General features: G+C 57.0%; 11 protein-coding genes. All 11 read left to right on the forward strand.

The window, feature by feature from the left end; translation table 11 throughout:
- The first annotated feature begins 6 nt into the window (after nt 1-6).
- The 11 genes from prmC to NBH13_RS04215 all read left to right on the forward strand — a co-directional run bounded on the left by prmC (nt 7) and on the right by NBH13_RS04215 (nt 11,815).
- Nucleotides 7-981 carry a peptide chain release factor N(5)-glutamine methyltransferase gene (prmC, locus tag NBH13_RS04165; protein ID WP_250779099.1) on the forward strand — a complete coding sequence of 325 codons (975 nt, stop codon included), beginning with the start codon at nt 7-9 and terminating at the stop codon, nt 979-981.
- 243 nt (nt 982-1,224) lie between these two features.
- Nucleotides 1,225-2,421: an ABC transporter substrate-binding protein gene (locus NBH13_RS04170; RefSeq protein WP_099570880.1), complete on the forward strand. Its 1,197-nt coding sequence runs from the start codon at nt 1,225-1,227 to the stop codon at nt 2,419-2,421.
- Between the two features lie 156 nt (nt 2,422-2,577).
- Nucleotides 2,578-3,504 (forward strand): branched-chain amino acid ABC transporter permease, encoded by a 927-nt coding sequence (locus tag NBH13_RS04175; protein WP_099570879.1) that lies wholly within the window; start codon nt 2,578-2,580, stop codon nt 3,502-3,504.
- Nucleotides 3,505-3,508: 4 nt separating this feature from the next.
- On the forward strand, nt 3,509-4,669 hold the full coding sequence (locus NBH13_RS04180) for a branched-chain amino acid ABC transporter permease (protein WP_003835686.1): 1,161 nt from the start codon (nt 3,509-3,511) through the stop codon (nt 4,667-4,669).
- Nucleotides 4,666-5,463, forward strand: coding sequence for an ABC transporter ATP-binding protein (locus NBH13_RS04185; protein ID WP_033500921.1), 798 nt, complete (start codon nt 4,666-4,668; stop codon nt 5,461-5,463). The genes NBH13_RS04180 and NBH13_RS04185 overlap by 4 nt, the downstream gene beginning before the upstream one ends.
- Nucleotides 5,463-6,167 carry an ABC transporter ATP-binding protein gene (locus tag NBH13_RS04190; protein ID WP_099570878.1) on the forward strand — a complete coding sequence of 235 codons (705 nt, stop codon included), beginning with the start codon at nt 5,463-5,465 and terminating at the stop codon, nt 6,165-6,167. The genes NBH13_RS04185 and NBH13_RS04190 overlap by 1 nt, the downstream gene beginning before the upstream one ends.
- A gap of 243 nt (nt 6,168-6,410) precedes the next feature.
- Complete coding sequence (locus NBH13_RS04195) at nt 6,411-7,073, forward strand: L-threonylcarbamoyladenylate synthase (RefSeq protein WP_099570877.1); 663 nt, start codon at nt 6,411-6,413, stop codon at nt 7,071-7,073.
- On the forward strand, nt 7,070-8,212 hold the full coding sequence (locus tag NBH13_RS04200; protein ID WP_099570876.1) for an MraY family glycosyltransferase: 1,143 nt from the start codon (nt 7,070-7,072) through the stop codon (nt 8,210-8,212). The genes NBH13_RS04195 and NBH13_RS04200 overlap by 4 nt, the downstream gene beginning before the upstream one ends.
- Before the next feature lie 124 nt (nt 8,213-8,336).
- Nucleotides 8,337-9,881, forward strand: a complete 1,545-nt coding sequence (gene guaB, locus NBH13_RS04205; protein ID WP_003835694.1) for an IMP dehydrogenase — start codon at nt 8,337-8,339, stop codon at nt 9,879-9,881.
- Between the two features lie 335 nt (nt 9,882-10,216).
- A complete protein-coding gene (gene orn, locus NBH13_RS04210) occupies nt 10,217-10,867 on the forward strand; it encodes an oligoribonuclease (RefSeq protein ID WP_099570875.1) in 651 nt (216 codons plus the stop codon).
- A 48-nt stretch (nt 10,868-10,915) separates the two neighbouring features.
- On the forward strand, nt 10,916-11,815 hold the full coding sequence (locus NBH13_RS04215; RefSeq protein WP_099570874.1) for a Cof-type HAD-IIB family hydrolase: 900 nt from the start codon (nt 10,916-10,918) through the stop codon (nt 11,813-11,815).
- Nucleotides 11,816-11,846 lie beyond the last annotated feature (31 nt).

Consider the following 11,846-nt stretch of genomic DNA (forward strand, 5'->3'; position numbering starts at 1 on the left):
CGTGGTGTGGCTACGGTATTCGAAACGGTGCGTTCCTCCGCGGCCGTATTGAGCGCGGCGGGCGTCGACACTCCGGAACATGACGTCAAACTGCTGCTCGCCGAAGCCTTCCACATTGACTTGCGGGACGTGGATAAGGCCATGCTTATGGGAGACGACGTTGGACATCTGAACAGTGCCTTGGCGTCCGATTCGCCAGAATCGGGCGCTTGGGCGAATGCGAAAACCACCGGGAATACCGTCGCGGCGGCCATGGAACGGTTTCATTCCATGGTGGATCGTCGAGCCAAACGTGAGCCATTGCAACACATCACCGGCCATGCGCCGTTCCGCTATCTCGATCTGAAAGTCGGACCGGGCGTGTTCATTCCGCGACAGGAAACCGAACTTGTGGTGCAGGAGGGTATTGACTGGATCACCAAGCAAGGTATGTATTCGGCGAAGGTGGTTGATTTATGCGCGGGAAGCGGCGCAATTGGCCTATCATTCGTGTCGGAAGTGCCTGGAAGCGAAGTGTGGGCGGTCGAAAAAAGCGAGCAAACCGCGGAATGGACCCGTATCAATCTCGACGAAACCGCAAAGACGCATCCCAATATCGCCAGCAACTATCATCTGGAAATCGCCGACGCCACGCAAATGCCGACGCTGAACCAGCTTGACGGCACCGTCGATATCGTGCTCACGAACCCCCCGTATGTGCCTCTTGCGAGCATTCCGCAGCAGCCGGAAGTACGCGATTACGATCCCGATCTGGCGCTGTACGGCGGTTCCTCGGATGGCACGCTCATCCCGGAGCGCATCATCTCACGCGCTTCAAAGCTACTCAAGCCAGGCGGGCTTCTGGTAATGGAACACGACGTCACGCAGGGGGAGCGGCTTGCCGCTTTCGCACGTACTTGCGGTTTCGTCGATGCCGTTGTTCACAACGATTACACCGGTCGTCCGCGTTATCTGACGGCGGAAAAGCAAGTAATCGGATAAAACAAGACGTTCCGCGGCATGCCGGTGAAGATATAGCCGGAAGTTGAGTCTCACTATAAGAACATTTTATGCATGGCGCTGTCCGTCGGGCTATAAAGAACAATCGGAATGCACATGAAGAACGGATGGCAGCCATAAGCGGCCATTGCGGTTCCGCGCACGGGATTGAGATGAACATGAATGGCTTTCATGGTGCGCGTTGAGAGGAATGTGCGGCATTTTCAAGAAAAGAGGAAGAACGGAATGAACGTCAAGTTCTCCGCCAAGTGCGTTGCCGTGATCGCGGCAGGCGCAATGTCAATGTCCCTCGCTGCCTGCTCTGGCGGCAGCATGGACGGTTCTAGCAGTTCCAATGGTAGTGCGGCCAACAGCGATACCATCACGCTGGGATCCATCACCACCAACTCCGGTACCGCCGCCGCATACGGCGAGGCCGAAGTCGCCGGCTTCAAGCTGGCTGTGGACGAGATCAACGCCAAGGGCGGCATCAACGGCAAGAAGGTCAAGCTCGAGTCCATGGACGATAAGGGCGACGCCACCGAAGCCTCCAACGCCTTCAACAAGCTCGCCGGTGACGCCAGCGTGCTCGGCGTGCTCGGTCCGACCATCTCCTCCACCACCGCAGCAGTGGCTCCGCTGGCCGATCAGGCCAAGCTGCCGGCCATTGCTCCGGCCGCCACCTCCGACTCCATCGAGACTGGTGGCTACATGTTCCGCACCTGCTTCAAGGATTCCTATCAGGGTGAGATCGCAGCCAAGTTCGCAGCCGAGACCCTGAAGGTCAAGAAGGTCGCCGTGCTATACGGCACCGGCGACCCGTACTCCTCCGGCGTGGGCAAGGCTTTCGCCGATGCCGCCAAGAAGGCCGGTCTTGAGGTCGTGGCAGAGGAGAATTCCTCCAGCGCCGACGACACTGAGTACTCCTCCCAGCTGCAGAAGATTCAGGCCGCTGGCGCCGAGTTCCTGTACGCTCCGTACTATTACTCCGTTGCTGGCCCGTACATCATCCCGCAGGCCCGTTCCGTCGGCTACGATGGTTATGTGATGGGTCCTGACGGCTACGATGGCCTGAAGATGACCGACGATAAGTCGCTGTACAACAATGTGCTCTACACCACCCATTATTCTCCAGACGACGCCTCCAACGCCAAGGTGCAGGACTTCATCAAGTCTTACAAGAAGGCCAACAAGAACGCCGATCCAAACACCTTCACCGCACTGGCCTATGACTCCGTGTACATGATGGCTCAGGCGATCGAGAAGGCCGGTAAGAACGCCACCCGCGAGTCTGTGCGCAACGCTATCTCCGGTATGAGCTTCGAAGGCGTGACCGGCAACTTCACGCTCGACAAGAAGGGCTCCCCGAAGAAGTCCGTCATCGTCCTTGAGCTTAAGGACGGCAAGCCTCAGTACAAGACCACCATCCAGCCATCCAAGTGATTTCCATCTGCTTGAAGGCAAGGATTTTGAAAGCCTGAGCATATAAGAGGAGGGGACCGGGAAACCGGTTCTCTCCCTTTCGCGTATCAAGGCGTTTTATCCATATTCGTCGGGTTCGAGAGCCTGACGGCAGACAAATTTTTGAAAGGAGGAATGATGGGCGATCAGATCATCATGTTCATCAGCCAGATCTTCAATGGTTTGAAGATTGGTAGCGTGTACTCGCTTGTGGCACTTGGCTACACCATGGTGTACGGCATCATTCGTTTGATCAACTTCGCGCACGGCGATTTCATCATGGTCGGCGCATATGTGCTGATGCTTACCATTCCGGCAATCGTCGCGTTCGGCCTGCCCGCATGGGTGGCCGTCATTCCTGCGATCCTCATGTGCGTGGCGGTAGGCGTCATCGTGGAGAGGGCCGCATACAAGCCGGTGCGTGAGAAGGGCAACAGCATGACGGCCCTCATCACCGCAATCGCCATGAGCCTGTTGCTGGAGAATGGCTCCCAGGCCATCTTCGGCGCCGATTACCAGACTGTGCCAACGATCATCCAGATTCCGACGCTGTCGCTCGGCAAGCTGAAGATCGACGGCGCGACCATCATCACCATCGCGCTCGGCGTCATCATCATGGTCGCGCTGCAGCTGTTCGTCTCCCACACCAAGCAGGGCAAGGCCATGCGTGCGGTTTCCGAAGATAAAGAAGCGTCGATTCTGATGGGCATCAACGTGAACTCCACCATCACGCTGACCTTCGCCATCGGTTCCGGCCTGGCTGCGGTGGCGGCGCTTATGTACTGCATTTCCTATCCGCAGGTGTCTCCGATGATGGGCGCGATGCTGGGCCTGAAGGCATTCGTCGCGGCCGTGCTCGGTGGTATCGGCTCCATTCCGGGCGCTATGGTCGGCGGTCTGGTGATCGGCGTGGTCGAAAGCCTGACCAAGGCGTATATCGGCACCATCACCGGAGGTGTGATCACGTCCGCGTTCTCCGACGCCATCGTGTTCGGTATCCTCATCATCGTGCTCCTGGTCAAGCCATCCGGCCTGATGGGCGAACCGGAAACAGAGAAGGTGTGATCCCATGAAGAAATCAATGCTTTCCACCAAACAGTCCTATCTGATGTGCGCGATTGGCGTGGTCGTGCTGTTCGGCATACTGATGGGCGTATGCGAATCCGGCATGGCCAGCGCCTATATCAAAGGCATCATGATGACCATCTGCATCGCCATCATCATGACCACTTCGCTGAACCTCACTATCGGCGTGCTCGGCCAGCTTACGTTAGGCTGCTGCGGTTTCGAGGCAATCGGCGCGTATTCCGCTGCTTTGCTGAGTAAGCTGCTCGTCGCCAATGGCGTTGCGATGGATCCGACTTTGCGATTCCTGCTTACCACCCTCGTCGGTGGTGTAATCGCCTGCATTTTCGGTATTCTGGTTGGCATCCCTGCATTGCGTCTGCATGGTGATTACCTCGCCATCATCACGCTTGGCTTCGGTGAGATCATCCGCGTGATCATCCAGAACCTGAAGGTTGCCGGCGGCATGGGTCTCGACAAGGGTGCCGCAGGACAGGCGTTGATCGGCATCGACCGTCTCGCCAACCTGTATGTCGTGTTCTGGATTACCGTCGTCACCGTTGTACTGCTGTTCATGTTTGCCCGCTCCCGTTACGGACGTGCCGTCAAGGCTATCCGCGACGACGAGATCGCGGCCAGCGCATCCGGCATCAACATCACTTACATGAAGGTGCTCGTATTTGCGATTTCCGCGTTCTTCGCAGGCATCGCCGGTGGCATCTTCGCGCAGTACATCGGTTCGTTGAATCCGTCCATGGCCGGATGGTTGCAGTCGATCAATTACGTGATCATGGTGGTGTTCGGCGGTATGGGATCGCTGACCGGTTCCATCGTCTCCGCCATCGGCCTGACGATTCTTCCGGAATTGCTGCGCGCCTTCTCCACCTACCGCATGCTCGTGTACTCGGTGGCACTGGTGCTCATCATGATCTTCCGACCGCAAGGCATCTTCGGCAACTGGGAATTCTCCCTGACCAAGACCATCAACAAGCTGTTCTACCCGATGAAGTTCAAGGCACACGGCAAGCCGAAGCAGGCTGAAACCGTTGAAAAGGTCAAGGCGTCCAAGGAATCCGGCAAGAACGCTAAGAAGACGACTGAAAAAGTCGAAACCGCTGAAAAGGTTGCTGAGACGGTCACCACTACCAAGGAGGCGAAGGCATGAGTGAGCCCATCCTCAAGGCCGAGCATCTCGGCATCACCTTTGGAGGCTTGAAGGCCGTATCCGACTTCAACATGACCATCAACTCCGGTGAGCTCATCGGTCTGATTGGACCGAACGGCGCAGGCAAGACCACTGTGTTCAACCTACTGACCGGCGTGTACCAGCCTACGGAAGGCGAGTTCTTCCTGGACGGCGAACGCATGAACGGCAAGAAGACGTACCAGGTAGTGCGTGCCGGAATCGCCAGAACCTTCCAGAATATTCGTCTGTTCGGTCAGATGACGGTGGAAGAGAACGTGCTGGTCGCGTTCAACGAATCGTTCAGCTACCGCATGGGCGGCGCGATTTTCCGCACGCCGAAATTCTGGAAGCAGGAACGCGAAATGCACGCCAAAGCCATCGACCTGCTCAAGATCTTCGGATTGGAAGGTCTGGCGGAAACCGAAGCCGCGAATCTGCCGTACGGCGCCCAGCGCAAGCTGGAAATCGCACGCGCCCTTGCCACCGGCATGAAGCTGCTTCTGCTCGACGAACCGGCCGCAGGCATGAATCCGACAGAAACTGAGGATCTGCTTAACTGCATCAACACCATCCGCGACCGTTTCGGCATCGCCATCCTGCTAATCGAACATGACATGAGCTTGGTGATGAACGTCTGCCAGCGCATCCAGGTGCTCGACTACGGACGCACCATCGCAGCCGGCACGCCGGATGAGATTGCCAACAATCCGCAGGTCATTTCCGCATACCTTGGTTCCGATGACGAAGATGACGAAAGCGAGGAGGAAGCCTGATGCTGGAAGTCAAGAACCTTTCCGTTTCGTACGGTGCCATCGAAGCCGTCAAGGGCATCAGTTTCACCGTGAAGGATGGCGAGATCGTGTCCTTGATCGGTGCGAACGGCGCGGGCAAAACCACCACGCTGCACACCATCACCGGTCTGGTGCCGGCTAAATCCGGTTCCGTGATGTACAACGGCGTGGACTTGCTGAAAACCCACAGCAACAAAATCGTGACCCTCGGCATGGCTCACATTCCCGAAGGCCGTCACGTCTTTACGCGCATGAGCGTTGAGGAGAACCTCGAAATGGGCGCGTTCAGCCTGAAGGACCAGTCGAGCCTTAAGAGGGATCTTGACATGGTCTACGGTCTGTTCCCGCGTCTGAAGGAACGTCGCAACCAAAAGGCCGGCACACTGTCCGGCGGCGAGCAGCAAATGCTCGCGATGGGCCGCGCGCTGATGAGCCATCCGAAGACGATCCTCATGGACGAACCGTCCATGGGTCTGTCCCCGAAGCTCGTCAAGGAGATCTTCTCCATCATCCGCAAACTGCACGAGCAGGGCATCACGATTCTGCTGGTTGAGCAGAATGCCAAGATGGCGCTGTCGATTGCAGACCGTGCATACGTGCTGGAAACCGGCCGTATCACGATGGAAGGCGACGCCAAAGAGCTGCTGAACAACGAGCAGGTGCGCAAGGCGTATCTGGGCGCCTGAGACAGTGTCCGTCTTGTTCCGTCGGCTGGAATCAGAAATAATTCCGGCCGGCGGATTTTTTATGCCGTTTCCGGTCTTATTTGCGTTGCAATGGGCCGGTGAATCGTCGTTTTTTTTTTCATTGCGTCGTGATTGGTCCATTTTGCGACGTTTCGTGCCGAACACACGCGTCGATTCGCCTTATTCGACCGCATCCGCGTTCCATGCTTTACAATAGGTGAGTTGATTGGAAAGGGAGGTGTCATGAGCGAGATTTGCACAGTAAACGACGAATCCCTTGCCCGGGCCGTTGAAATCATCCATGATGGCGGATTGGTGGTCATTCCTACGGACACTGTGTATGGAGTAGCCTGTGATCCGCGCAATATCGAAGTGATTCGCAAGGTGTTCGCTGCCAAGAATCGTCCGAAATACAAATCGCTGCAGGTGTTGCTGCCGTCCATCGAAAGCTTGGAGAAACTGCATTTGACGCTGCCGGTGCCGCTTAATCGTTTGGCGGCCATGTTCATGCCGGGTGCGTTTTCGCCGATAGCGGAAGCGGAAAGCAATTGCTCACTTGCCACTTTGCGGCATGATCCGTCAACGGGCAGGGCCACGCAAGGCGTCCGTATTCCTAATTCCGCGGTCGCTTTGCGGATCCTTCGTGCCACAGGTCCGCTGGCTGCCACCAGCGCCAATCGTTCTGGCGAGGAAAGCGCGCAGACGGTTCAGGAAGCCGTCGCAGCGCTCGGTGATGCTGTGGATCTGTACTTGGATGGGGGAGCGACCCCCGGTCATGTGGCTTCCACAGTTGTGGCGGCTGATCCTCATGGGCGTGACGGCATTGCGATTCTTCGGGAGGGAGTGATTCGCGAGCCGGTTATCCGAAAGGCCTTGACGTTGAATGGCGGTGCTTTGGGCGTATGAGAATTTACCTGTTCATTGCTGCGATTGCTGGTGGCGTCACCTATCTGATTACGCCGCTGATTCGCCATATCGCCATTGAAATCGGCGCGGTCGGCGAAGTGCGCGCGAGAGACGTGCACACCATTCCAACCCCGCGACTGGGCGGTTTGGGCATGTTGATCGGCTTCACCGTGTCGATGCTGTTCGCATCCCGCATTCCGTTCATTCAGGGATTGTTTGCGCAATCGCAGCAGGCGTGGGTGATTCTCGCCGGCGCAGTTATGATCAGTCTGCTGGGCATGGCCGATGATTTGTGGGATCTTGATTGGATGCTCAAACTTGCCGGCCAGTTGCTGATTTCCGTGTTTGTGGCATGGGGCGGCTTGCAGATCATTTCGCTTCCGCTTGGTTCGTTGGTGACGGCATCGCCGAGCCTGTCGATGGCCATCACCGCGTTTTTGATCGTCGCGTCCATCAATGCGGTCAATTTCGTGGATGGTTTGGATGGCTTGTCGTCGGGCATTGTGGCGATCGGCGGCATTGCGTTCGCCATTTATTCGTACATCATCGCCCGCAATTCGCCCTCATACGCTTCGATGGCGACGCTGATCGACATTGCCATGGTTGGCATGTGCGTGGGCTTTCTGCTGCATAACTGGCATCCGGCGAAGCTGTTCATGGGGGACTCCGGTTCCATGCTGCTTGGCTATCTGATCACCTGCGCTTCGATTGTGATGACCGGTCGTCTTGATCCCGCCAGCATTCATGCCAGCATCTATCTGCCGGTGTTCATGCCGATTCTGCTGCCGATTCTGGTATTGTTCCTGCCGATCCTCGACATGTGTCTTGCGATTGTGCGCCGCTTGCGTAAGGGGCAGTCGCCAATGCATCCGGACCGTATGCACCTGCATCATCGCATGTTGCGTATCGGGCATTCTGTGCAGGGGGCCGTGTTGATTCTGTGGGGTTGGGCAGCGCTGATCGCTTTCGGTTCGATTATGACGTTGTTTTTCAAAGCACAGTATGTGCTTATCGGATTTCTGATTGCGGCTGTGGTATTGACCGTCGCCACCATGTATCCGTATTTAAAGCATAGGATTCCTGAAATGCTGGAAGAGGATGCTGCGGACGGCAGCAGGCATGCGTCAGTACGGTCGTAGAAGCGCGGTAAAAAAACTGATTAAACGCTTTGCCTGACGGTATTGGTTGACTTTTGCGACACCCTTGTTTGACGTTGGTTTTGCCGTGTCGCAGTAAGTCAGCCCACGTTCATATAGTGGGTCTATGGCTACAATTCCTGATATGAATGCAGATTCCACGTACGCTCCACTTCCTCCGATTTTCGCACAGCTTGGCCTCGCCTATGATGATGTGCTGCTGCTGCCGAACGAGACGGATGTCATTCCGTCCGAAGTGGACACGACCACCCATCTGACCCGCAACATCACGATGAAGGTCCCGGCGATTTCCGCCGCAATGGACACCGTCACCGAGTCCGATATGGCCATCGCCATGGCTCGTAATGGCGGCATCGGCGTGCTGCACCGCAATCTTTCTATCGACGACCAGGCCGCTCAGGTCGACATCGTCAAGCGCTCCGAATCCGGTATGATTAACGATCCGTTGACTGTCAGCCCGGATGTGACGCTGGCTGATCTCGACAAGCTGTGCGGCCGTTTCCATATCTCCGGCCTGCCGGTCGTTGACAACGACAACAAGCTCGTTGGCATCATCACCAACCGCGACATGCGTTTCATCGCATCCGAGGATTACGACCGCCTCAAGGTTTCCGAGGTCATGACCCGCGAAAACCTCATCACCGGTCCGTCCAACATCTCCAAGGAAGACGCCCACGACCTGCTGGCCAAGTACAAGGTCGAAAAGCTGCCGCTGGTCGACGATGAAGGCCACCTCACCGGCTTGATCACCGTGAAGGACTTCGTGAAGACCGAGCAGTACCCGGACGCCACCAAGGATGAGCAGGGTCGTCTGCGCGTCGCCGCGGGCATCGGCTTCCTGGGCGACGCCTACAACCGTGCTTCCGCTCTGATGGAAGCCGGCGTGGACGTGCTCGTGGTCGACACCGCCAACGGTGAGGCCAAGCTGGCTCTCGACATGATCCGCCGCCTGAAGTCCGATTCCGCGTTCAAGGGCGTTGACATCATCGGTGGTAATGTGGCCACCCGTCAGGGCGCTCAGGCCATGATTGACGCCGGCGTCGACGCAGTCAAGGTTGGCGTGGGCCCAGGCTCCATCTGCACCACCCGCGTGGTGGCCGGTGTCGGCGTTCCGCAGCTCACCGCCGTGTACGAGGCCGCCCAGGCCTGCCGTGCTGCTGGCGTGCCTTGCATCGCCGACGGTGGCATTCACTATTCCGGCGACATCGCCAAGGCTCTGGTGGCCGGCGCATCCACCGTCATGCTCGGTGGCACCCTCGCAGGCTGCGAGGAAGCTCCGGGCGAGAAGGTGCTGCTGCATGGCAAGCAATACAAGCTGTACCGTGGCATGGGCTCCCTCGGCGCCATGGCTCCGCGCGGCAAGAAGTCCTACTCCAAGGATCGCTATTTCCAGGCCGATGTCACCTCCAACGACAAGGTCGTTCCGGAAGGTGTCGAAGGCGAAGTTCCGTACCGCGGACCGCTGAACGCAGTGCTGTACCAGATGATCGGCGGCCTGCATCAGTCCATGTTCTACATTGGCGCCCACAATATCGCCGAAATGCCGGAACGTGGCCGTTTCATCCGTATCACCGACGCTGGCTTGCGCGAATCCCATCCGCACGACATCGTCATGACCGCCGAAGCTCCGAACTACTCCGGTCGCCAGTGATTGCTGAATTCCGGTAATCAATAATCGGTAAAAGCCTCTTACTTCTCGGAAAAGACCGAAAGTAAGAGGCTTTATTCATATCTGCAACGCGAATATTTATATAAGAAAACCGCTTGACGAACCGTATTCCATCATGTTCACCTCACTTGTGCTGCGTGGTACCACCGAACGTCGCCTTATCGCCAAGTAGCGGCATTGATATACGAAGCAAATCGCGAAAAACAAGCATGACTTCCCAGTGCGTGGTTTTCCAATCTCCCTACCTCGCGGTATCTTCGAATGTTCAGCTGAAGCGTGCTGAGCGGCACGCGCACACGCAAAGGAAACGAGGCAAGATGGTTGACGCACATGACGGTGAAACATACACGGCGAAGGATTCACGCCTGATCTGGATCGACTGCGAAATGACTGGTCTTGACATCTTCCACGACGAACTGTGCGAGATTTCCGTAGTGCCGACGGACTTCGACCTCAACGTGCTCGACGAAGGCATCGATTTCGTGATCAAGCCTTCCGATGCGGCCGTGGCCAATATGAACGATTTCGTGCGTGCCATGCACACCCGTTCCGGACTCATCAACGAATGGGAGAATGGCCTGAGCGTCGAGGAGGCCGAACGGAAAGTCACCGAATACGTGGCCCGCTTCACCCCGGACGGCGTCAAGCCGCTGCTCGCAGGCAACTCCATCGGATCAGACAAAAAATTCCTCGACCGTTACATGCCGAACCTCATGGAACACCTGCACTACCGCGTAATCGACGTGAGCACGCTCAAAGAGCTTGCCCGTCGCTGGTATCCGGCCGTATACAGCAACCGTCCGCCGAAGAACGGTGGACATCGCGCGCTCGCCGACATCATCGAATCCTTGGATGAACTGCGTTACTACCGTAAGGCGTTCATGGCAGCGGCGCCCGGTCCTGACGCAGCCGAAGCCAAGGCGATCGCCGATCAGATCGTGGCAACCAGCATTTTGAACAACAACTGATTCCGCATATCGCACAATCGTTGGAAAACCTGATATTCCAACGAAAACATGGAAAGGACTCCAGTGAGCGCAGCCGATTGGACCAGCATCGAAATCCCGCAAGACATTCGCTTGGTGGTTGCCGATATGGACGGCACCCTGCTTGATGAGCATAGCGAGATTCCGCAAGGTTTCTGGCCGATGCTTGCCCGGCTGCGCTCGCGAGGCGTTGAATTCGTGCCGGCGTCCGGACGCCAGTACGCTACCTTGCGTGCCATGTTCGCCGATAAGGCGGCGCGGGTGCTTGACGGCGGCGAACTTTCGTATATCGCGGAAAACGGCAATGTCGTGGCCATTGACGGTAATATCGCCGAAGTGCACGGCGTCGATACCGATGTGACCCGCTGGACCATCGATACGGTGAACGCTTCTGCCGCGGCTGGCGAATACGATATGGGATTGGTGCTTTGTGGCCTGCGCACGGCATACGTGCAGCGCACGGACAAGCCGTTCCTTGACGAAGTCGGCAAATATTATGCGGCACTGGAGATTGTGGACGATCTGCATAGCGTGCTTGAAGATGTAATCGCATCAAACGGCGAAAGCGACACCATACTCAAACTGGCGATTCTCGATTTCGACGATGCCGAAACAATGGCCGCGGAAAAGCTGACGCCACTGAAAAACGATTATCAGGTGGTGGTTTCCGGCAAACTGTGGGTCGACATCATGAATGCCACAACCAATAAGAAGCAGGGCGTCGAAGCGTTGCAGCGCGTGCTTGGCATCACTGCGGCCCAAACGGCGGTATTCGGCGATTATCTCAACGATCTGCAGATGCTTTCGGCAGGGGAGTGGTCGTTCGCCATGGGCAATGCGCACCCCGCGTTGAAGCAAGCAGCGCATTTTGTGGCTCCATCCAATGCCGATCACGGGGTGCTTCAGGTTGTCGACAAGCTGATTGCGTAAGGAAGCCGTTTTTTCGGAATTGATGGTCGAT

It is taken from the genome of Bifidobacterium intestinale, from assembly GCF_023656765.1.
Lineage (GTDB): Bacteria > Actinomycetota > Actinomycetes > Actinomycetales > Bifidobacteriaceae > Bifidobacterium > Bifidobacterium hominis.

Coding starts and splice junctions, on each gene's coding strand:
- NBH13_RS04170 (WP_099570880.1), top strand. CDS start 1,225: ATGAACGTCAAGTTCTCCGCCAAGTGCGTTGCCGTGATCGCGGCAGGC.
- NBH13_RS04175 (WP_099570879.1), top strand. CDS start 2,578: ATGGGCGATCAGATCATCATGTTCATCAGCCAGATCTTCAATGGTTTG.
- NBH13_RS04180 (WP_003835686.1), top strand. CDS start 3,509: ATGAAGAAATCAATGCTTTCCACCAAACAGTCCTATCTGATGTGCGCG.
- NBH13_RS04185 (WP_033500921.1), top strand. CDS start 4,666: ATGAGTGAGCCCATCCTCAAGGCCGAGCATCTCGGCATCACCTTTGGA.
- NBH13_RS04190 (WP_099570878.1), top strand. CDS start 5,463: ATGCTGGAAGTCAAGAACCTTTCCGTTTCGTACGGTGCCATCGAAGCC.
- NBH13_RS04195 (WP_099570877.1), top strand. CDS start 6,411: ATGAGCGAGATTTGCACAGTAAACGACGAATCCCTTGCCCGGGCCGTT.
- NBH13_RS04200 (WP_099570876.1), top strand. CDS start 7,070: ATGAGAATTTACCTGTTCATTGCTGCGATTGCTGGTGGCGTCACCTAT.
- guaB (WP_003835694.1), top strand. CDS start 8,337: ATGGCTACAATTCCTGATATGAATGCAGATTCCACGTACGCTCCACTT.
- orn (WP_099570875.1), top strand. CDS start 10,217: ATGGTTGACGCACATGACGGTGAAACATACACGGCGAAGGATTCACGC.
- NBH13_RS04215 (WP_099570874.1), top strand. CDS start 10,916: ATGGAAAGGACTCCAGTGAGCGCAGCCGATTGGACCAGCATCGAAATC.